At 58.0% G+C, this 21,794-nt stretch carries 18 protein-coding genes; 7 read left to right on the top strand and 11 right to left on the bottom strand.

Annotation, left to right across the window (positions count from 1 at the left end; genetic code table 11):
• Positions 1-171 precede the first annotated feature (171 nt).
• The gene (locus tag ACNFG0_RS21140) at positions 172-1,143 is read left to right on the top strand and encodes a GlxA family transcriptional regulator (RefSeq protein ID WP_230381109.1); all 972 of its coding nucleotides are present in this window, start codon (positions 172-174) and stop codon (positions 1,141-1,143) included.
• 62 nt (positions 1,144-1,205) lie between these two features.
• Here ACNFG0_RS21140 and ACNFG0_RS21135 read toward each other — a convergent pair whose 3' ends face one another.
• From ACNFG0_RS21135 to ACNFG0_RS21090, 10 genes are all read right to left on the bottom strand, one after another.
• On the bottom strand, positions 1,206-1,550 hold the full coding sequence (locus ACNFG0_RS21135) for a RidA family protein (protein WP_196155166.1): 345 nt from the start codon (positions 1,548-1,550) through the stop codon (positions 1,206-1,208).
• Positions 1,551-1,559: 9 nt separating this feature from the next.
• On the bottom strand, positions 1,560-1,910 hold the full coding sequence (locus tag ACNFG0_RS21130) for a cupin domain-containing protein (RefSeq protein ID WP_196155167.1): 351 nt from the start codon (positions 1,908-1,910) through the stop codon (positions 1,560-1,562).
• Between the two features lie 35 nt (positions 1,911-1,945).
• On the bottom strand, positions 1,946-3,295 hold the full coding sequence (locus tag ACNFG0_RS21125) for an MFS transporter (protein WP_196155168.1): 1,350 nt from the start codon (positions 3,293-3,295) through the stop codon (positions 1,946-1,948).
• A 206-nt stretch (positions 3,296-3,501) separates the two neighbouring features.
• The gene (locus tag ACNFG0_RS21120) at positions 3,502-4,281 is read right to left on the bottom strand and encodes an NAD(P)-binding domain-containing protein (RefSeq protein ID WP_196166849.1); all 780 of its coding nucleotides are present in this window, start codon (positions 4,279-4,281) and stop codon (positions 3,502-3,504) included.
• A 10-nt stretch (positions 4,282-4,291) separates the two neighbouring features.
• Positions 4,292-5,611 (bottom strand): NAD(P)/FAD-dependent oxidoreductase, encoded by a 1,320-nt coding sequence (locus ACNFG0_RS21115; RefSeq protein WP_196166850.1) that lies wholly within the window; start codon positions 5,609-5,611, stop codon positions 4,292-4,294.
• A gap of 192 nt (positions 5,612-5,803) precedes the next feature.
• Positions 5,804-6,856, bottom strand: coding sequence for a proline racemase family protein (locus tag ACNFG0_RS21110; protein ID WP_196166851.1), 1,053 nt, complete (start codon positions 6,854-6,856; stop codon positions 5,804-5,806).
• Positions 6,857-6,871: 15 nt separating this feature from the next.
• Positions 6,872-8,500 (bottom strand): BCCT family transporter, encoded by a 1,629-nt coding sequence (locus ACNFG0_RS21105; protein ID WP_416766244.1) that lies wholly within the window; start codon positions 8,498-8,500, stop codon positions 6,872-6,874.
• 187 nt (positions 8,501-8,687) lie between these two features.
• Entirely contained in the window at positions 8,688-9,821 is a 1,134-nt protein-coding gene (locus ACNFG0_RS21100) for a hybrid-cluster NAD(P)-dependent oxidoreductase (protein WP_196155173.1), read from the bottom strand.
• Positions 9,822-9,826: 5 nt separating this feature from the next.
• A complete protein-coding gene (locus ACNFG0_RS21095) occupies positions 9,827-11,083 on the bottom strand; it encodes an aromatic ring-hydroxylating oxygenase subunit alpha (RefSeq protein WP_416766242.1) in 1,257 nt (418 codons plus the stop codon).
• Positions 11,084-11,192: 109 nt separating this feature from the next.
• Positions 11,193-12,149, bottom strand: a complete 957-nt coding sequence (locus ACNFG0_RS21090) for a LysR substrate-binding domain-containing protein (RefSeq protein WP_196155175.1) — start codon at positions 12,147-12,149, stop codon at positions 11,193-11,195.
• Between the two features lie 485 nt (positions 12,150-12,634).
• Between ACNFG0_RS21090 and ACNFG0_RS21085 the strand changes: the two genes are divergently transcribed.
• The 6 genes from ACNFG0_RS21085 (at position 12,635) to ACNFG0_RS21060 (ending at position 19,613) form a co-directional block, all read left to right on the top strand.
• Positions 12,635-13,795, top strand: coding sequence for a quaternary amine ABC transporter ATP-binding protein (locus tag ACNFG0_RS21085; RefSeq protein WP_416766241.1), 1,161 nt, complete (start codon positions 12,635-12,637; stop codon positions 13,793-13,795).
• A 22-nt stretch (positions 13,796-13,817) separates the two neighbouring features.
• Positions 13,818-14,771, top strand: a complete 954-nt coding sequence (gene proW, locus ACNFG0_RS21080) for a glycine betaine/L-proline ABC transporter permease ProW (RefSeq protein WP_196166857.1) — start codon at positions 13,818-13,820, stop codon at positions 14,769-14,771.
• Between the two features lie 56 nt (positions 14,772-14,827).
• Positions 14,828-15,856: a glycine betaine/L-proline ABC transporter substrate-binding protein ProX gene (gene proX / locus ACNFG0_RS21075; RefSeq protein ID WP_196166858.1), complete on the top strand. Its 1,029-nt coding sequence runs from the start codon at positions 14,828-14,830 to the stop codon at positions 15,854-15,856.
• Positions 15,857-15,973: 117 nt separating this feature from the next.
• Positions 15,974-17,302 (top strand): dimethylsulfonioproprionate lyase DddP, encoded by a 1,329-nt coding sequence (gene dddP, locus ACNFG0_RS21070; protein WP_416766239.1) that lies wholly within the window; start codon positions 15,974-15,976, stop codon positions 17,300-17,302.
• 29 nt (positions 17,303-17,331) lie between these two features.
• Complete coding sequence (gene fdhA, locus ACNFG0_RS21065; RefSeq protein WP_196166859.1) at positions 17,332-18,534, top strand: formaldehyde dehydrogenase, glutathione-independent; 1,203 nt, start codon at positions 17,332-17,334, stop codon at positions 18,532-18,534.
• Between the two features lie 161 nt (positions 18,535-18,695).
• Positions 18,696-19,613: an ornithine cyclodeaminase family protein gene (locus ACNFG0_RS21060; RefSeq protein WP_416766237.1), complete on the top strand. Its 918-nt coding sequence runs from the start codon at positions 18,696-18,698 to the stop codon at positions 19,611-19,613.
• Positions 19,614-20,540: 927 nt separating this feature from the next.
• Here ACNFG0_RS21060 and ACNFG0_RS21055 read toward each other — a convergent pair.
• A partial coding sequence (locus ACNFG0_RS21055) for a sigma-54 interaction domain-containing protein (RefSeq protein ID WP_416766236.1) occupies positions 20,541-21,794 on the bottom strand: 1,254 nt, incomplete at its 5' end.

Raw genomic sequence — 21,794 nt, 5'->3', positions numbered from 1 at the left:
ATGTCCTAAACTTCCTATTAGCTGAGATCGATATGATATGTAGGACCGCAGGGGTGCTTTAGAATTGAGCAGTCCAACACGCCGAGGTGATTCGCAGTGGTCCGGGGATCCGAAGAACAAAGCAGCGTTCCTGCCTCCATCAAGCCAGAGTTGAGGGTCGGCTTTGTCTTGATGAATCACTTCACCTTGGTACCCGTTGCCGGGCTGGTGGATTCCTTGCGCTTCGCGGCGGACAAGTCCTTCCGTAGCCAGCAGGTGTTTTGTCAGTGGGACTGGATGACGCTGAATGACCAGCCCATTGTGGCCAGTTGCGGCATGCCTATCTCACCGACCAAGCCCCTGAACCTCTGGGCCCAGTATGATTACATCGTGATTGCCGGGGGGCTGCTCGGAGAGACGCGCAACCCGCCGGACTGGCTGCTCGACGCGCTACGGGATGTGCATGCTGCCAATATTCCGATCATCGCACTGTGCTCCGGTTCTTTCGTGCTGGGCAAGGCGGGGCTGCTGGATGGCAGGCGCTGTGCGCTGCATTTCACCCTGCGAGAAGAATTCAAGGAGCGCTTCCCGCTGTCCACTGCGGTGATCGACAAGAACTATGTCGATGATCGGGGGATCATCACCTGTCCCGGTGGCACCGCCATTGACCTGGCAGCCAGCCTGATACGCCGCCACTGCGGAGCCGTTCGGGCACAGAAGGGCCTGGAGTACCTATTGGTCGAGGAGCGAAACGAAGAGGAGGCGACGGGACCAGAAGGGGGGGTCTATCAAAACGACCGCGTGCAACGAGCCATCGCTTTCATGCGCGAGAATCTGGGGTCAGCCCTTACGATCCAGGCGGTTGCGAGTGCTGTCGGTACGCATCCTCGACAGTTGCATCGTGAGTTCGTAGCCAATACGCAAGAACCTCCTGCCAACTATTGGCGCAAGCTGCGTCTGGATCACGCCAGGCGCTTGCTGGTCAATACCAGTCAGAACATCACGACCATTGCGTTGGCCTGCGGTTTCTCGGACGCTTCCCATTTCATACTCTGGTTCCGCAAGCAGTACGGCGAAACGCCCTACAGCTTTCGCAAGCGTCGGCACGAGGTGGAGCGCTTTGAATGGAGCAATGAACGGGTCGGGCTGGATCCTGAGTTGTAAGTTCAGCGCAAAAAAACGCCGCAGTTTGTGGCTGCGGCGATTTCCGAGCGAACAGGCCGGTGTTACGGCATCTCGCCGAAAGCCTGGATCTCGATGAGGTATTCAGGCGCGGCCAGTTGCGCGCCTACACACGCACGTACCGGCGGCTCGTCGCCGACCCAGGCGTCGTAGACCGTATTCATGGCGGCGAAGTCGTCCATGTTGGCCAGCCAGATCTGAATGCGCGAGATGTTTTTCTTGCAAGCGCCTACTTCTGAAAGCCAGCGCTCGAGCTGGGCCAGCACGCATTGCGTTTGCTCGCTGATACTGCCTTGGGGCGCTTCGGCGACGATGCCTGAAGTTTCAATGCGTCCATTTATGAGCACCATCTGGCTGGCACGAGCGCCAGGCTTGATCCTTTCGATCATGAATCCTCCTTAGAACAGCACGTAGGTTTTGCGCAGTGGTTCGCGAATGTCCCAGACGCCTTCACAGTTCTCCGGGAACAGCACGGCATCACCCGCGTGCAGCTCGACAGGCTCGCCGCCGTCTGGGGTAAACGTGCACCAGCCGCTAACGATGTGGCTGAATTCGCGGTTCTTCAAATGGCGGCGGAAAACACCGACGCTGCTCTCCCAGACGCCGATACTGGCCCCGACCGCTTCATCGGTCTGTGCCTGGCCGGTGGCGGCGACGGCGACGATTTCGCCGATTGGCAGCTTGGCTGGGGAGGTTTCACCCAGCGCCGATTCAACAGCGTTTCGTACAACGGTAAGAACTTGGGTCATCAGGTGCTCCTTGGTGTCTCGGTGGATCAGGATAATTAGTAGCTGCCTGCTTTGGCGGCGGTCAGTGAAGAAGCCTGTTGCAGATCGAGCTTGCTCGTCTCAGGGGCCAGCCACCAGGAGATGAGCGCGCCGAACAGCGAAATGACAGCCGCTGCGAACATGGTGTTGGCAATGCCCAGCGACGCGAGAGAAATTGGCACCAGGTACGTTCCAACTGCGGCACCAATTCGTGATAGCGACGTTGCAAGCCCCACGGCAGACGCGCGGATCTCGGTCGGGAAGAGTTCATTGGGGTATACATATTCCAGTACCTGAGCCCCGCCGATCATGACCGCGTACCCGCCAAACAGGATAAGCACCAAGGTAGGAGAGGCATCTGGGAACATGCCCAGCAGCAGCAGGGACAAGCCTGACCATAGGAAGCTGTGGATCAGCATCTTGCGCCGACCCATGCGGTTGATCAGCTTGGTTGCCAGTAGGCAGCCCAAGGTAAACAGGAACGTAATGGCAATGGAGCCGTAGCTGGCCCAGTCACCTGTGAGTTTCAATGCTTGCAGAACTTTGGGGGCAAACGCATAGATGGCGAACAGGGGGACAATGGCGCAGGTCCAGAACAGGGTGATGAATGCCATGCGCTTGCCGTAGCCGGAGTGGAACAGCGACCACACGGAAGTTGGCTTTTCGCTTACGGCTTCTGGCAGATCACTAATGGAATATGAGGACCCGTATACCTTCTTGATCACCGCATCTGCTTCAGCCACGCGCCCTTTGTTCAACAACCAGCGTGGTGACTCCGGAGTACCGGAGCGAGCGATCAGGAACAGTGCGCCTGGTACCACCGCACTTGCCAAGACCCAGCGCCAACCATCATCACCCATGACACGGAGCAAGAGTTCACCCACCAGATAGGCGACTGCGGCGCCTGCGAACCACATAAGCACCATTGCAGCCAGCAAGGGGCCACGATGCTTGCGGGGCAAGAACTCGGCCAACAGGGATGTGGCGATCGGGTAGTCAGCGCCGACAGCGATACCGATTAGCAAGCGCCAGGCAAACAGCGCCCACGCAGACTCGACCCAGAACTGCGCGACCGAAAGGCCTACGATGGCGATCAAATCAACAAGATACAGAATCTTTCGACCGTACTTGTCAGTGAACCATCCACCCAAGAAGCCACCTAGAAAGACACCAATCAAGGCGGACGCTGCAATCAGGCCTTCCCAAAAGGCAGTAAGGGAGAGGGCGCCTGAAATCTGCACCATGGCAACGCCGATAATGCTTAATACATAGCCGTCAAGAAACGGACCACCCGATGAATACACCGCCAGTTTGCGGTGAAATGCATTTAGCGGAGCATCCTCAACAGAGCGTTTTGAAACTGACATTTACCACCTCTTGTTTTTATTGCGCGCACAGTCACCGGCCGCGATGGCGGGTTAACTATGCGGGTTATAGCGAGCGGGGGAGGCGCCTTGCCCAATCGGTGACTTGCGCACCTTGGCATCCTGCCGTGCGTCACTATGGCATCGATTGCTAACAGGCCATATAACGCACAGGACAAGTCATAACAGTAATCGGGCTTTTCGATGCGTTACCGCGGAGGTCGAGTTCGAGTCAGAAGTGCGTCCAATACAACTTCACAGGCAGCCCCCCAATTGGCACTTACCGGTTGATGCATCAACACGGCCAGCCCTTCTGCAGAAAACGTCCCCGGAGTGGCGATCGCCCAGCCCAGCGACTGGAGGCTCTTGCCGGGATTGGATTCCGCAGAACCTACACAATCTTTGATATTGCCAAGCACCAGGGCGCGAGCCTCATCAGCGGGCAAACCTTTTTCGCTCAACCATTGCTCCAGATCGTGCAGCAAGAAGTAAAACCAGCTGTTCATGCACGCCGCGACAGTTGCAAGTTCGAAAGAATCTTCATCTTTCAGAATCACCAGCTGGCCCAACGTTTCGAGTACGTTCGCTGTCGCCGCATCAGGCGGGCAGATGACAACCGTCGAGTGGTTGAGCTTGGCTGCGCATGAGAGCATTGCCCGCACGCAGTCGGCTTGCGGGAAGTCGGTGCGCAGCTGCTTCAGGCTTATTCCTGCCGCAAGCGAGATCAGCTTTTGCCCGGGCTTCAGATGGACTTCTTTTGCCACGCTCCCGATATGTTCTGGCCGGACGCCGAGCAGCACGATTTCGCTGCAGTCAACGACCGCCTGATTGTCTTGCAGAACCTGGCACGCGCAATCTGCAGCCAGAGACTGGGCGCGCTCCGTGTTTCGCGGAGACACCATGATCACGCCGGTAAACCCGCCTCTGCGCAATCCGCGAACGATGCTTTCAGTCAGTTCACCTACACCGATAATGCCCAGGCTCTGCATGTCGTCCCCTTTAGCTTTCCATTCCCGCGCGGTGCTGGCCCCAGCGCAGATTCAAGTTGACGCCAACGCTCAGAAACGGTTCGGGAGGGTTGCGATTCGGCCCTTCGGCACTCAACAGGAAATCAATCAGCTCATCGCGTTCGCCAGCGAGCCAGTTGGCCAGCAAGGTGCCGGTCACGGTGCCCCGGGTGATGCCCAGGCCGTTGCAACACAGTGCCCCATGTACATTGCGCGCCAGTGAGCCGAAGTGCGACATGTGATTGCGCGACAAGCACATGGAGCCACCCCAGGTGTACTCGAACGGCAGGCCTGAAAGCATCGGAAAACGTCGTTCGAACGAGTCCCTGTGCTGGCGCCCGGCACGATCCAGATAACGCTGGTGGGCCCGACCATCGGCATTGAAACTGAAGCTGTTGCGCACGAGCAGGCGTTGATCGGGGGTACGACGTAATGTGCTACCGAACGGATCTGCGGGGATCACGCCCCAGGTTTCCTTGCCGCCAAGTCGCTGCTGCTCCTCTGCCGTCAGAGGTCGGGTCATGCTCGCGTAGGTGAAGATAGGCAGCAGGCGTCCCGGCAGGAAGCCGAAGTGCGAAGCAAAGGCGTTGTTGGTGAGCAGCAACTGGTCGGCGACGATCTCGCCGGCGTCGTGCCTCAGCGTGACGCGGTCGCCCTGTTCGATAGAGGTGATGACCGTGCCCTCGTAGAGGGTAACGTTGGCCGGCAGCGTCTCTGCGAGCCCTTTGGCCAGTGCCGCTGGCTGTAGCAGTTTGGTACCGGGGGTATACAACGCCTTTTTGTAGAACGACGTACCCAGATGATCGGGAAGATCTTGTGCGTCGATCATTTCATAGGGTTGGTCAAGCTTTTCGAGGCCACTGCGATATGCCTCCAGCACCGCAAGCCCCTTGGCTTCCACGGCAGCTTGATACTTGCCATCCGGTCTTATCTGGCAGTCGATGCCGTGCTCTTTGATCAATCGTTCAAGGATGCCCTGCGCCCGCAGATTGAGCTTCAGATTCATACGGGCAGTCGGCAGCGGGCCGATATAGTCCGCAGCACCAATGTCATGAGGCAGGTCGATGGCGAAGCCGGAATTGCGCCCGGACGCGCCAAAGCCCACGACTTGGGCCTCGATCAGAATGATTTCGTCTGCTGGATAGTGGAAGGCGAGTTGGCGTGCAGCCGCGAGGCCGGTGAAGCCTGCGCCCAATACAACCCAGCGTGCCGAGCTGCGGCCCTTGTGACCAGGTTTTGGAGTGCGGGCCGGGCTCAGGTGGAACCAGCCACAGCCGTTGTCATCCGCAGGGGTGGAAGTGTTTCGGTACATGCGAATCTACTTTTAGGTGTTGTTTGAACCACTATCGCACCCATCGCCGCGTGAAAATATAACGGCCGGGACGACTCATGGAAGGTTCTGGCTGCGTCGGCATTGCGCCCGGCTGCACCTTGAAAAACATACGCCGCGGTCCAATCGGATCCGCGGCGTGCGCTTTTTTTTCAATAGGACTGAAGGCTGGTATCAGGCCCAGATGTCGCCGATGGTGAAACCTTCGGTAAATGGGTCGTCATGATCCAGCACGAACGTGTTCAAACCATAAATCCAGCTTTTGCCGGTAATGGTCGGCACCACCGCCTTATAGCTGCCGATGGTGGTTTCGTCGATCAGGCGGCCGGTATAGATGTTGCCGACGATGCCCTGGTGCCGGAAGTCTTTGTTCAGCGGCAGCTCGCCTTTGGCGTGAAGCGTCGCCATCTTCGCGCTCGTGCCGGTTCCGCATGGGCAGCGATCGAGGGCACCTGTCCAGGTGGCCGGGTCATCCCAGGAGAAATCGCCCGAAGCCATGGTCACGACGTTCTTCCAATCGGCTTTAGGGTCATCGGTAGGCCCCGACAGTTGCGAGATAGTGATGCCGACACCTGGATAGTCGGGATGCGCTACCGGCAATTGCTCGATGGCCGCTTCCCTGATCATCGAAGAAATACGCGCGATCTCGCCACCGTGCTGGGGAATAAGCTCAAGACCCTTGAACTGGCGTACGTCGGCAATCACATAGAACATGCCACCCCAGCCGACATCGACCCTGACTTTGCCCAGGTGCGGCACGTCGATGACAGCGTCCAGGTGCGCTGCGAAGGCCGGCACGTTCTGGAAAGTAACGCCTTTGACCTTGCCGTCCTTGCACTCTGCTGTGATGCGAATCAGCCCAGCCGGGGCTTCGAGCACAAGTTCGGTCAAGGGCTCTTTCATGGGCAGCAAACCCATTTCCAGCAATACCGTTACGACAGAAATGGTATTGCCGCCAGACATGACCGGGTACTCGATCTGCTCCATGATCACGTAGCCCGCATCGGCTTCCGGATGGCAAGGCGGAACGATGATATTGCAGCAGTGCGCTGGGTAGCCACGAGGCTCACGCAACATCAGTTTGCGCAGCTGGTCGTCATTTTCCTCCAGCCACTTCATCTTTTCATACACAGTGTCGCCGGGTACATGAGGTACGCCGCCTGTAATCACCCGCATTGGAGTGCCGGCGTGAGTGTCTACCGCGTGAATCGTGCGCTTGAAAGACATGATGAGTATTCCTTGTTATTGGCTAACGCGTTCCGGGGAAGGACGACGGTTGGTCTCGATGACTGCGGGGGCGTCAATGACATCCTTGTTCGATAGCAGGCTGCGGCAAAGTGTGTAGGCGGTGAGCAGCATGTACACAGCGATTGGCAGGCCTACCACGATACTGGCCATTTGAATGGCCAGGAGCCCGCCCGCAATGATCAGGCTGCCCGCGATAGCACCTTCAAGTACGCACCACATGATCCGTATCCACTTGGGTGGGTGTAGCGACCCAGAGGAGTTCAACGTCGATATCACCTGCGTCCCGGCATCGGCAGCGGTGACGAAGTGCACGGCAAGCAGCAGGCATACAACCAGGCTCAGAATGCCGCCCACGGTTGGACCGTCCAGTCTTCCCAGGAAGGTGAACATGGCGGTGGTGGTTTCGCGACGGGTTTCTTCAAGGATCGGGCCGCCTTTGAACGCACCGGCTGCGGACTGCTCCGCTACTGGCAGGCTGGCGTAGGCATGGCGCGCCTGTTGTTCGTCTTTCAGGGCCGTGCCACCAAATACCGACATCCAGATAAGTGTGACAATGGTGGGCACCAGTAGCGCGCCGAAGACCAGCTCTCTGACGGTGCGGCCTCGCGAAATCTTGGCGATGAACAGCCCCACGAACGGCCCCCATGTCATCCACCATGGCCAGTAGAACGCGGTCCAGGTTTTCTGCCATTCGCTACCGGCTTGAGCGTCAGTCCAGAAACTCATGCCTACGATGTTCTGCAGATAATCACCGGTCGTTTCGAACAGCAGGTTCATGATGAAATTGGTTGGTCCCAATGCCAGCACCACTGCGACCAGCGCCAGAGAAATCCACATGTTCAAGGTGCAGAGGCGTTTCATCCCCTTGGACACACCCGCAATCAGCGATAGGGATGCGATGATCGTCACCACGACGATGATCGACAGCTTGAAGGTCAGGCTGACGGGGAACCCGAAGACGTGGTGGAGCCCCATGTTGATTTGCTCGACACCGAGGCCGAGTGCCTGGGAAACACCGAAAGCTGTGACGACAGCGCCCACGATATCGACCGTGTGACCAATCGGGCCGTAGATCCGGTTACCGATCAAGGGATAGAGAATCGAGCGCAGCGCCAAGGGTAGGCCTTCGCGGTAGGCAAAATACGCCAGACCCAGCCCAATGATGGTGAAGATCGACCACGGATGTAGGCCCCAGTGCAGCATGGTGATGCGCATCGCCATGCTGGCAGACGCATCAGTGAACCCTGGGGTGAACGGGTTGCTCGCATAGTGCAGGACAGGTTCGGCTACCGACCAGAAGATAAGGCCTACACCCATGCCGGCACTGAACAACATGGAGATCCATGCCGCGAAGCTGTATTCCGGTTTCTCGTCTGGGCGCCCGAGGCGCAGCGTGCCGTATCGGCTCATGGCCAACACCGCCAGCACCAGCAAAACGCCGCTTACCAGGGAGATATAGAACCATTTGAAGTTATCAAGGATGGCGTCCGAGGCGAGTTTGAAAACGCCCGTGGCTGATTCTCCATAGATACCGCAGAAAATGACGAACGCCATGACCAGGGCAAGTGACCAGACGGTCACGGTGGGATTCAGGCCTTTCAAAAGGCCTTGTTTTGCACGCATCGGCTATATCCTTTTTATTCTTGAAAGCTGCAAGTCAGCTCGGCATATCGATGATCGAAACGTAATGAAAAAAGCTGATGCGCGGCGCTCGCCGCGCACCAGCCAAAACCAGGATCTCCTGGAAGGTTGATGATCAGAGTTTCCAGAAAGGGGCGCCGCTGTTTGGCAGGACGGCATCCGGTCAGTGTCAGAGGTCGACAACCAGGTTGGATGTCGGTCGGCTGCAGCAAAGCAAGCGCAGGCCTTTATCAATTTCGCGTTGACGGATGCCACCGTTGTGGTGCATCTCCACAGTGCCTTCCAGAACGGCGGTCTTGCAGGTGCCACATACGCCCTGACTGCATGACGACGGCACCACTGCACCCGCCTTTTTCGCAGCAGCGAGTACGGTTTGGTCGGCGGTCATGGTGAATTCCTTGCCTGACCGTGCGAGGCGCACTGTGAAGGTGTCCGTCCCGGGTGCAGCTTCGACCGACGCTGTAGTTTCAGCGCCCACCACGACTTCGGCGTTGATATCGAAGCTTTCCTGATGGTAGTGGCTCATGTCGAAGCCGCCGGTTTGCAGCAGAGCCTTCACTGCGTCCATGTAGCCTTTCGGGCCGCAGGTGAATACTTCCCGCTCGAGGAAGTCTGGGACCAGCTGTCGGAGTTGCTCTACCGACAACCGGCCCGTTGGCCCCTGCCAGTCAGGTTCGTCCCCGTTGCTCTCGCAGAAGAAGAAAGTCTTCAGACGTGGCATGGATCGCTCGAGGCGCGACAACTCATCGCGGAAAATGATGTCTTTCGGGGTGCGGGCGCTGTGCACGAACACGATGTCCAGGTCGGCGTGCAAATCCGCAGCGGCGCGGGTCATGGCCATCACCGGCGTTACGCCCGAGCCCGCCGAGAGGTATAGCAACTTTCTGGCAGGCGCGGCTACGGGCGTGAAGATGCCGGCCGGGCCGGAAGCCATGAGCGCATCACCGGCACGCAGGTTGTCATGTAGCCAGTTGGAGACGATGCCACCCGGCACCCGCTTCACTGTGATGCTGAAGGTGAATGGGCGCGTCGGCGTCGACGAGAGGGTATAGCACCGGGAGATGCTTTCGCCGTTCACGACAGGTGACACCGTGAGGAACTGCCCTGGTTCGTATGCCAGCGCGTGGTAATCAGGGCAATGGAAGACAAATGTTTTGACATCGTGGGTTTCGTCCACGACGGTCAAGCATTCGATCCGTTTACTTTCACCGCTCGCCCACTGGACGCCAAACGTCGCCCAGTGGTCAGTGTCGGCAAAGCGCTGATCAGCTCGCAGGCTGGCAATATTCTCGATCATGCCCATCACCGTTAAATCCCGTGAGCCGCGAGGCGAGTGGAGTACCAGCGTGCAAACTGGTCAACATACGGCTCGGTGAATTGAGAGTAGGGCCCAGGTACGAATGCCGGATCTTGAGTGCCGCTGTGCGTGATCGCGACGAGGCTTGCGTCCTGTTGGGTCGTAGCGACCCAGACTTCGGTCAGGCGCTGGAGATCGTAATCGACGCCTTCGACCGCATCCTTGTGAACCAGCCATTTGGTGCGGACCAGGGTCTTGTCCGGCGACAGTGGGAAGATCCAGCTGATCATGGCGTGGTCGCTCATCACATGGGTCCAGGCGTTGTTGCCCCACATATGGGTGTCGCCCAGATCCTTGCGGGTGAGGTTGCCAAGCAGCTTGGTGCACGCCACCTTGGTGTCGAGGGTTTGCGATTCGCCGGAACCCGCGATGATCATGCGCTGAGTGCGGAATTGGGTAGGGGCATCGTCTGCCAGGTGTTCTACCGTGGCATAGAGCAGGCCGTCGCTTTCCCAGTTGGCTTCGATACCTGCTTTACGAATCTTATAGGCATCGTAGGAAGCCCGCTGCTCTTCGGTCATTTCCTCCAGGCTTACACCCAGGTCTTCCGACTGGTAGGAAACGATCAATTCAGGGTGAGTCCCTTCACAGTGATAGCATTCCCGGTTGTTCTCCATGACCAGTTTCCAGTTCCCGCTCTCGACATAGTCGAGTTCATAGGCAATCTTGGTATTGGTCAGGTCAAAGGGTTCGAAGCGTGGGCGCATGGTGTCCGCCAGGACCTTGATGTCCTCTGGCGGTGTATCGCTCAGGCAAACGAACACGTGGGTGCCAATCACTTCGCAGTTGACGGGAATCAGGCTTCGGCATGAAGGATCGAAATCGGTGCCCATGTGCTTGGCGTGCTTGAGGCTGCCGTCCAGGTCATAGGTCCACTGGTGGTAAGGGCAGACCAGCATGCCGACTGTGGATTTGCCGGCCTCTTTCAGACGTGCACCGCGGTGGCGGCAAACGTTGCGGAATGCACGGACCTGCTCGTCATCATCACGCACGACAAGGATCGACGCTTTGCCGATATCAACCGTGTAAACATCGCCAGGCTCAGCGACGTCAGCGGTAACGGCAACCAGAATCCAGTGCTTATGGAAGAAGACTTCAAGATCGTTTTCAAATACGTCCTGGCGACTGTAGAGTTCGCCAGGCATACCGAAACCAGGCTTGCGCGAGTCCAACAACTCACGATGCGTTTTGATAGGGGAAGTGCTCATTGTAATCCTCACGGGCTCTTATTTTTAGTTCGCCATGAACGCCAGTGAATTATTTGAGCACTCCCATATCTCGTCAACGCACCAATTCTTACGCTTGCATAACCCTAAGTTATTCAGTGACGATTTTCTTGGTAGGTGGCACCGCTTTACTCTGCAGCCACTGCACCACGGCGGTCACGTTCGCTGTTACGGGACGACCTTTTGGAACGATGAGGTAGTACGACTTCTTGGGCCTGACGACGAAAGGTTCAAGTTTGACCAGTTCACCGCTGTCAATCAGGTGATCGACCATCCTTCCCCACCCCAGTGCGATGCCGTAACCGTTGACTGCAGCTTGAATGGCATCGGTGTAAAGGCTGCAACGCAGGTTAATGGTCAGCTTCGAGTAGCTGGCGCCCAGCTCTTTGAACCAAGCCGGCCAAGTGATCCAGCCTTCCGATGTGGCTTCGGCGTCCAACAGCCCAGCGGTGGTCAGATCTTCAAGGGTTGACGGCATAGGGTTGCGAGCCAGCCAGGCCGGAGAGCACACCGGAAAAACTTCTTCTTCGAACAAAAGGATGGCTTCACCGTCATCCCAATGACCGTTGCCGAAACGGATGTCCATGTCGAAATCCGGCGCCTTGAGGTCCCCCAGAAACATCTGGGTCGACAGCCTGAGCCTGACGTGGGGCAGGGCGTCTACCAGCGTATTCAAGCGCGGCATTATCCGGAACTGGGACACGGGAGCGGTGGAAGACAGGACGATCTCCTCTTTTTCATTCCCTTCCAGAATCTGGTCGAACCCGCTGGCAATTTTCTGCAACGCCTCCGAAATAATGGCAAACAGGGTCTGTCCTGCTTCGGTCAGGTAGATGTTGCGATGCATGCGTTGAAATAACTGAGTACCGACATTTTCTTCCAGAAGCTTGATTTGCTTACTGACAGCGGCTTGGGAAACCCCCAGCTCTGCCGCGGCGAGCGTGAAGCTGTTGTGACGCGCGACGGCCTCGAACTGTAGCAGGGCGGTCATGGATGGGATGATGCGTCGGTAGCCTTTATGATTGTTATTCGTTTCGTGGTTTTTCATACGGGTTCCGAGCGAGGTGCTGAAGAGGAGCTTCGTCGAGAAGTAAAGCTAAGCAGGGCATAGCCTAGCGGTACAGCACGTCCGAATACGTCTAGGCTCAGTCATGTGCGCGGAACAGATTAAGACGCCATTCCGCGCGTCGCTACAAAAAAATCACTGGGGTTCCAAGTTATGCCTGGGTGAGTTGTAGTTATGCAAGCCGCTTTTCTTGTATGTTCTATCGCATCTGCCTGGACATTACATTTTTTGACTGAGGCATACAATGAGGCCCGCGCAGTCTGGCCTAAAGTGTGTTTAAGTCGAGATGAAAATGGATTGCAAGCTAAGTAATTGACTCACGGAAGTCCTGCGCATCAGTGCCCGTGCTCACCGAGCAGGTCACCTCGTCTAATTTATCGCTCGCACCTGCAGAGCGACCTGCCAGTTATGTGGCGACTCGTGTAACGAGTCGGCAAATTGGTCACAAATATAATAAAGAGGGTCGTATGAGTGAAGGCAACGAAATCCTTTCGGTAAAGAATATCTTCAAGGTATTCGGGCCGCGTCCTGAATCGGCCATGGATATGCTGAGAAAGGGCGCGCACAAAGATGAGATTTTCAAAAGCACAGGGCATGTGGTTGGTGTATTCGACGCCAGTTTTTCCGTCAAACGCGGTGAGATCTTCGTCATCATGGGGTTGTCCGGATCAGGCAAGTCCACCATGGTGCGGCTGTTCAACCGACTGATCGAGCCCACTTCCGGCAGTATCCATCTCAACGGCAAAGAAATCACCGGACTCTCTGATAAAGCGCTACTCGATGTTCGGCGGAAGGAAATGGGCATGGTGTTCCAGTCATTTGCCTTGATGCCGCACATGAGTGTGCTGGAAAACACCGCCTTCGGCCTGGAAATCGCCGGTGTGTCCGAAGCCGAGCGTCACAACCGTGCACGTGAAGCGCTTAGCCAGGTCGGCCTGGCCGGTCATGAGCATAGCTACCCGCATCAGTTGTCTGGCGGCATGCAGCAGCGCGTAGGCCTGGCCCGGGCGCTGGCCAACGACCCCGCCATCCTGCTCATGGACGAGGCCTTCTCCGCGCTCGACCCGCTGATCCGCAGCGAGATGCAGGGCGAACTGATTCGCCTGCAAGCCGAGCAGCAGCGCACCATCATCTTCATTTCCCACGATATCGAAGAAGCCATCCGCATCGGTCATCGCATCGCCATCATGGAAGGCGGCCGCGTGGTGCAGATCGGCACCCCGCAAGAGCTGATCAACCAGCCGGCCAACGACTACGTGCGCACCTTCTTCAAGAGCTTCGACAGCTCGCGGGTGCTCAAGGCCGGCGATGTGGCCAAGTTCGACCCCGCCGTGGTGTGCAAGGTCAACGGGAAAGCACCGAGCTTCCAGGCCGGTGTGCCATTCGGCTATCTGGTGGACGACCGCGGGCAATTGCTGGGCGTGGTCGACACCGATGGCAACGGCGCCACCACCAGTGATCGCTATAGCCTGCACGAGCAGCGCCCGGTGTACATCGACACGCCGTTGCACGAAGTGCTGGGTATTGCGGCCGACCTGCCGTACCCGGTGCCAGTACTCGACCGCCAGGGTGCCTTCAAGGGCACGCTGTCGAAGAACGAGCTACTGCAGACCCTGAGCCGCCATTAAAACAATAAAGAGGTAAGCCCTCATGTCCGAATTCAGCCTTCTCGACCCGTTCCAGGCGGCCACCATCCCGCTGGGCGACTGGGTTACCGCCACCCTGAACTTCCTCGTGCACAACTTCCGTGAGGTGTTCCGCGCCATCCGCTGGCCGATCGACCAGGTGCTCAATGGCATCGAGTTCACCCTGCAGAGCATCCCACCCACCATCGGCATCATCCTGTCGTCGTTGCTGGGCTGGCAGCTGGCCGGCAAGCGCATGGCGCTACTGTGCTTCATCACCCTGACCTTGCTCGGTCTGATCGGCGTGTGGTCGGAGTCGATGACCACCCTGGCGCTGGTGCTGACCTCGGTATTTTTCTGCGCGGTGATCGGTATTCCGCTGGGCATCGTCTGCGCCCGCAGCAACCGCCTGGAAAGCATCATCCGACCACTGCTCGACGCCATGCAGACCTTGCCGGCGTTCGTTTACCTGGTACCGGTGGTGATGCTGTTCGGTATTGGCAACGTGCCGGGGGTATTGGTGACCATCGTCTTCGCCCTGCCGCCGCTGGTGCGCCTGACCAACCTGGGGATCCGCCAGGTGCCGGAAGACAAGATCGAGGCTGCCCGCGCCTTTGGCTGCACGCCACGGCAAATGCTGACCCGCGTGCAACTGCCGCTGGCCACCTCGACCATCATGGCCGGCCTCAACCAGACCCTGATGCTGTCGTTGTCGATGGTGGTGATCGCCTCGATGATCTCGGTCGGCGGCCTGGGCCAGATGGTGTTGCGCGGCATCGGTCGCCTGGACATGGGCCTGGCCACGGTCGGTGGGGTTGGGCTGGTTCTGCTGGCGATTTTCCTCGACCGTCTGACTCAGGCCATGGGCGCCCGCACCAGTGCTGACCCGAGCCGGCGTTGGTACCACACCGGCCCTACTGGATTTGTCCTTCGCTTGTTCAACAAAAACCCGCCACGCGTTCGGCGTGAGACCGCCTGAGCTGCTCTGTTCTATCTGCCGCAGTCCATCCAATAATCCTAAAAAGGTACGCGAAGATGCTCGAGTCCAAATTTGCCCGTCAGTTCTTTCACGGCACCTGCGCCGTGGCATTGAGCTTGTTCTGCCTGGGGGCCAACGCTTCAGCGGATAAGCCAGGGGAGGGCGTGAAAATCACCCCAGCGTTTCCTTCCGTCGATGAAGAACGTTTCCGCGGAGAAGTTGCCCTGGCGGGTTTGCGCGAGCTTGGCTACAAAGTTCAACAGCCCAAGGAGACTGAGTACGCCACCATGGTGCTGGCAGTCGGTTATGGTGATGCCGACTTTACCGTGAACGCCTGGGATAAATTGCACGCTGCGTTCTACGAGAAAGCCGGTGGCGACGCCAATATGATCAAGGTTGGCAACATCCTGCCAGGAATCTTGCAGGGTTACCTGATTGACAAGAAAACAGCCGATCAATATGACATCAAGTACATCACCGACCTGAAAAAACCTGAAATCGCGAAGCTCTTCGATGCGGATGGCGACGGTAAAGCGGATATGACCGGCTGCAATCCCGGTTGGGGTTGCGAGCTTGTCATCGCCCATCAGATGAAGGCCTATGATCTGGAGAAAACGGTTCATGTCAATCAGGGCTCATACTTCGCCCTGATGGCGGACACGATCTCTCGCTTCAAGGAAGGTAAGCCGGTGCTCTACTACACCTGGGTTCCGCAATGGGTAGCAGGTGTGTTGGTGGAAGGGCGAGATGTCGTCTGGCTGCAGGTGCCCAAAACTGACCTGCCCGGCGGCGATAACACGGTCAACACCGTCTATGAGGGCAAGAACCTCGGCTTCGCGCTGGACAAGGTGCAGGCGTTGGTCAATCGCGATTTCGCCGAGAAAAACCCTGCAGCAGTCAAGTTTCTTTCCGTGATGCAGATCCCGGCTGCTGACGAAAGCGCGCAGAACCTGAAAATGCAGCAGGGGGAGAAATCCATGGCCGATATCCAGCGTCACACCAAAGAATGGATTGCCGCCCATCAACAGGAATTCGATGGCTGGTTGCAGGCGGCCCGCGCCGCTGCTGCCCAGGCAAGCAACTGACCGAACCCCTGCCCACACCGAACGGCACCAACCGCGTCGCCTGGGGACAATGAATCCAGGCGGTCGCGCAGCGGGTGCCAAGGTGAGATGACAAGAACATCAGGACAACCGTGAGCTATGGGAAGTACACCATTTTCCATTTCTGCCAATAGCCGACATATCGATCCTACCCGGCATCGTCCGGACGGCTCTTCAGCAAACAACGACCGTACTGAAATCGGCCCAACGCCATTGGCTTTCGCTGAATGGGCAGCATTATCGCTGGCGGTGCCCCATCTCCCGACGATGCGCGAGTATCGTCTGGGACGCCTGGTTCAGCAGCTCCAGGCCCGTGACGTTGCCGGCATTCTGTTGTTCGACCCGCTTAACATTCGCTACGCCACTGATACGACGAACATGCAGTTGTGGACCACTCACAACCCTGCCAGGGCCTGCTTTGTTTCTGCCGGTGGGCATGTGGTGTTGTGGGATTTCCATGGTTGTGATCACCTCTCAGCCCATTTACCACTGGTCAGCGAGCTGCGTAGCGGAGCCTCGTTTTTCTTCTTCGAAACGGGCGATCGCACCGATCAGCATGCCAAGCGTTTTGCTGGGCAAGTGGACGAACTCCTACGCACGCACGGGGGCGCCAATCGTAGGCTGGCTGTTGATCGCATCGAGGTTGCCGGCCTTCGGGCACTTGATGCTCTCGGCGTGGAGGTTTGCAGCGGCCAAGAGGTAACCGAGTACGCGCGGGTCATCAAAGGGCCCGATGAGATCAAGGCCATGCGCTGTGCTGTGGCTTCCTGCGAAGCATCCATTCGTGAGATGCGCGAAGCGATGCATGCGGGGGCGACGGAAAACGACGTATGGGCGGCACTTCACGCAGGCAATATCCGTCGGGGCGGCGAGTGGATCGAAACGCGCATCTTGAGTTCTGGACCGCGCACCAACCCTTGGTATCAAGAGTCGGGGCCTAGGGTCTTGAGTGACGGAGACCTGGTGTCCTTCGATACCGATCTGATCGGTGTCTATGGCATGTGTGTAGATATGTCGCGTAGCTGGATCTGCGGGGATTTGCAGCCTACTGCAGAACAGAAGCGGCTCTATCAGATTGCCTTCGAGCACATTCATCACAACACCGAGCTGGTTCGTCCAGGTGTTGGATTCACTGAACTGACCAAGCTCGGGCATCGTCTGCCCGAATCATGCCGCGCCCAACGTTATGGCGTGATGTTCCACGGGGTCGGCTTGTGCGATGAGTACCCATGCATCCGTTATCCCGAGGACGTCGAGTCTTACGGTTATGAAGGTGTACTTGAACCGGGCATGGCACTCTGCGTGGAGGCTTACATCGGTGAAGTGGGGGGGCGGGACGGCATCAAGCTTGAAAACCAGTTGTTGGTCACGGATGACGGCTGTGAGGTACTCACGCGGTATCCATTCGAAGATCGATTTTTGAAGTGAACGAGTTTTACCAAAAAGAGAGGTAGTAGATGAGTGCAAATAACAGAGGTGTTGTGTACCTGGGCGCAGGGAAGGTCGAGGTGCAGCACATTGACTACCCGAAAATGCAGGACCCACGCGGCAAGAAGATCGAACACGGCGTCATTCTGAAAGTGGTCTCGACCAACATTTGCGGCTCCGACCAGCACATGGTTCGCGGCCGCACCACTGCCCAGGTCGGCCTAGTGCTGGGGCACGAGATTACCGGTGAGATCGTCGAAAAGGGCAGCGATGTTGAGCGCATGCAGATCGGCGACCTGGTGTCGGTGCCGTTCAACGTAGCCTGCGGCCGTTGCCGCTCCTGCAAGGAAATGCATACCGGTGTCTGCCTTACCGTTAACCCGGATCGCCCAGGTGGTGCTTATGGGTACGTCGACATGGGCGACTGGACGGGTGGCCAGGCGGAGTATGTGCTGGTGCCGTACGCCGACTTCAACCTGCTGAAACTGCCTGAGCGCGACAAGGCCATGGAAAAGATCCGTGACCTGACCTGCCTGTCCGACATTCTGCCGACCGGTTACCACGGCGCCGTCACAGCGGGCGTCGGTCCAGGTAGCACTGTCTACGTTGCCGGTGCCGGCCCGGTCGGCCTGGCTGCCGCTGCTTCGGCGCGCCTGCTGGGCGCTGCCTGTGTGATCGTTGGCGACCTGAATCCGCTGCGCCTGGCGCATGCCAAGTCGCAAGGATTCGAAGTGGTCGACCTGACCAAGGACACCCCATTGCACGAGCAGATCGCCGATATCCTGGGCGAACCCGAAGTAGACTGCGCGATCGACGCGGTAGGTTTCGAAGCGCGCGGCCACGGTCACGAAGGCGCTAAACAGGAAGCGCCAGCTACCGTGCTCAACTCGCTCATGCAGGTCACTCGTGTGGCCGGCAAGATTGGTATTCCCGGCCTCTATGTGACAGAGGACCCGGGCGCGCACGATGCGGCTGCAAAGTTGGGTGCCTTGAGCATCCGCTTCGGCCTGGGCTGGGCAAAATCGCACAGCTTCCACACCGGCCAGACGCCCACCATGAAGTACAACCGTCAGCTGATGCAGGCGATCATGTGGGACCGCATCAACATTGCCGAGGTAGTCGGTGTGCAGGTGATCAGCCTGGATCAAGCACCTGAAGGCTACGGTGAGTTCGATGCGGGTGTACCCAAGAAATTTGTTATCGATCCCCACAAGATGTTCAGCGCGGCTTGATCAGGCAGGCTAGCTAACCGCGGCGTGGAAGCGCTGTGGCAGAGCATGGCCGCAGCCTCCTTTTCACAGCTTGGTGCATTGCAGCGAATGAACGCCGTGGCCACTGGGCCACGGCGTTTACATTTGTGCAGCCGTTTAGTACCGACCATGAGATTTGAACGATGCGAATTTATGATGCTGAAACCATCGCCTCTTTTCTGGACTGGGGGAGGGTAATTCAAGCACTTCACGATGCACATCAGGGCCAGCGCTCAGAAGGAGAAAGTTTCTTTATCGGTGATAGCCGCTACGGACTGTTGAGTCGAGGTGTGGTGCTTCCCGGGTACGGTGCAGGGTTGAAGGTGTGTTCCATCAACCCTTCCAATAGCCAGTTGCAGCCGCCATTGCCGGTAGAACAAGCCCGTTTTCTGGTCATAGATGAGCAGAGTAAAGCGATCGTTGCGTTAATGGATGGCCCTGAAATCACCCGGTGGAAAACTGCCGGCGATTCCGCCCTGGCGGCTTCTTTCCTGAGCAGAGCGGATAGCCGCACGCTGCTTGTGGTCGGGGCTGGCCCCATCGCTCAGGCGCTGTGCGAGGCCTACATGCATGTGCGGCCCTCGATCACACATGTTCTGCTTTGGAATCGATCCCCCGAAAAGTGGCGGGCGGCAGTGCCCACATTCGGCGATGACGTGTTGGTGGAGGTAGTGACCGACCTGCCGGCAGCGATCGCAAAGGCCGACATCATTACCTGTGCTACAAGCGCCACGGAGCCGGTGATCTCCGGCGCCTTGGTCCGTCCCGGCACGCATGTGGACCTGGTCGGTGGCTTTCGTGAGGATATGAGGGAAGCCGATGATGACCTGTTCATCAACGCCCGGGTGTACGTCGATGATTTCACGACCGCGCAGGTTAGCGGCGATATTTGCGGACCGCTGAAAACGGGGGCGCTGAGTAGGATAGAAGGAGATCTCTACGATCTTTGCCGCCCGGAACTCTTTTTCCGAGCGGCAGAGGACATCACAGTCTACAAGAACGCCGGTGGGGCGCATCTGGATCTTGTGGTCGCACAGGTGGTGCGTAGATTGCACAGTTGAGCCCTCACGCCTGTTGCAGGAGTCACATCAATTTTCCGCAGTCGGTGCGTCCTCCTGCACCGACCCTCAAGAATACTCTGGGCGGCTGTACTCAAGCTCACTGCGAATTACCATGGATACGCCTGTCGGTGATACAAACAGCCCAAGAATGATTGACCATGAAAGTGGCTATATTGAAAGTCCACATCCAATAGCATGCGCATGTTCTTAACGAGCAAATTTCGACTTCGCTCCGGGGCTAAGTTTTCACTATTTTGTGGTTGCGAAATAATATCAAGGGCAAGGATAAGGGGCTTTTGTATGGCTTTGGGTTAAATGCGTTGGGGCAACGCCGGCCAGATTTTAAGTAACCAATAGGCCGAATGGCTTAAGTTTTGAAAAAGCGCTTGTAGCACGATATTGAATTGCCGTCAGTGTAGGGGTGTCATGAATCACTCCAAGCTCATTGCAGCGATCTTCGTCTACTGCGACCCGGGTAGCGCAAAAGCATGCCAGATAGCTTAGTAAACTGGGTTTCAGCGAGACGCAGCTGGCCCTCAACTCTCACCCGCGAAGGGCACCAATGGGTCGAAAGCGATCAGTCGCGTCCAGACCGGCTGAACATGCACATCGCGAAAACGCACCTCCGGGCGCCATACTGTCCTACTCCGACTGCTCCGACTGCATCAGCATGGTCCTCAGGCGACTGAGCAAGAATGCCGGACGATACAGTACACCGCGCATAGTCGCCGGATCTGATAGAGGGCGAAGCGCTCGCAGAATGAGTATCTCCAGGTAACTAAACAGGTTGAGCGCCCCCCACAACAAAGTCGCTAGCAACCCGGCGATGTACGTCGAGCCAGTCAGTTGGCGGATGATTAGACGGTATCGGGCCTTGAGACTGTCCAACCAGACGTCATGGGTTGAACATGGGATTGGGGCTTTCATTCAATTGGCAGATCGCAAGCGCCGCCACAAGGTTGTGCGGCTGATGCCGAGGCGACGAGCGGCTTCGTCGAGGTTGCCATGGCAGCTTTCCAGCGTTTCCTTTACATGACGCAGTTGCGCAGCCTTGCCGATGGTGTGCAGGTCCGTTTCGCGTGGGGACTTTTTACGGGCGGTTGAAAGGGCAGGGCCTTCGCACAGTTCGGGCAGCACGCGAGCCAGGTACTGCTCGTCCACGCGATGCGCCTTGAGCAGCTCGCGCGTCGAGAGCATCGCCCGCTCGATCACGTTCTCCAGTTCCCGGACATTCCCGGGCCAGGCATAGCGCTCAAGGTACGGCAGCAGTGCGGCGGGTATATCGGCAGCGCCCGCGGGTTGGCCCTGTACGAGCAGGCGCTGGCTGATGCTTGCACTGATCTGAGCGATGTCTTCAGGTCTTTCACGCAGCGGTGTGGTTTGCAGACGCAGGATATTGAGCCGGTAATAGAGATCGGGACGAAAATCGCCATCCTCCATGGCTGCACGCAGGTCCTGATGAGTGGCGGCGATGACGCGCACGTCGATGGCAATGGGTTCGGTGCCGCCCAGACGCAGCACTTCGCGCTCCTGCAAGACCCGCAGCAGACGCGTTTGCAGCGACACCGGCATGTCGCCAATCTCGTCGAGGAACAACGTGCCGAGGTGCGCAGCTTCGATCAGGCCCGGCTTGCCGCCCTTGCGCGAGCCGCTGAAGGCGCCTTCCTCGTAGCCGAACAGTTCACTTTCCAGCAACGACTCTGGAAACGCCGCGCAGTTGATGGCGACGAAGGGGCCTTGCCGGCGCGGGCTTTCGTTATGGATGCCCTGGGCGAGCAGTTCCTTGCCGGTGCCGCTTTCACCGGTAATCAGGATGGTCGAATGGCTGGTGGCAAAACGCTTGGCCAACTGCAGCATCTCGCGGTTGGCCTTGCTGTTGCCGTTGAGCTGGTCGAGCCGGTAACGGGCAGTGAACGCACCGGGGCGGCGGGTGGATCGGATGCGCTGGTCGGCACGTTGCACAACGGTGATGTCCTGGCAGGTCAGGACCAGGCCGGTACGTTCGCCGTTCTCCAGGATAGGCAGTAAATTGCTCACCACGACGTGCGAGCCGAGCCGCATCACACGGTTTTCTTCACCCGTGCCTTCCTGCAGCGCCTGCTGCATGTCCAGTTCCGGGCACAGCTGCTGCAGCGGCCGGCCCAACGCTGCGCTAACCGGCAGGTCCAGCAGCTGCGCAAG

The organism is Pseudomonas sp. NY15372 (assembly GCF_048068215.1).
GTDB lineage: Bacteria > Pseudomonadota > Gammaproteobacteria > Pseudomonadales > Pseudomonadaceae > Aquipseudomonas > Aquipseudomonas guariconensis_A.
The sequence above is the reverse complement of the archived record's forward strand: the minus strand, read 5'-3'. Positions and strand labels throughout refer to the sequence as shown.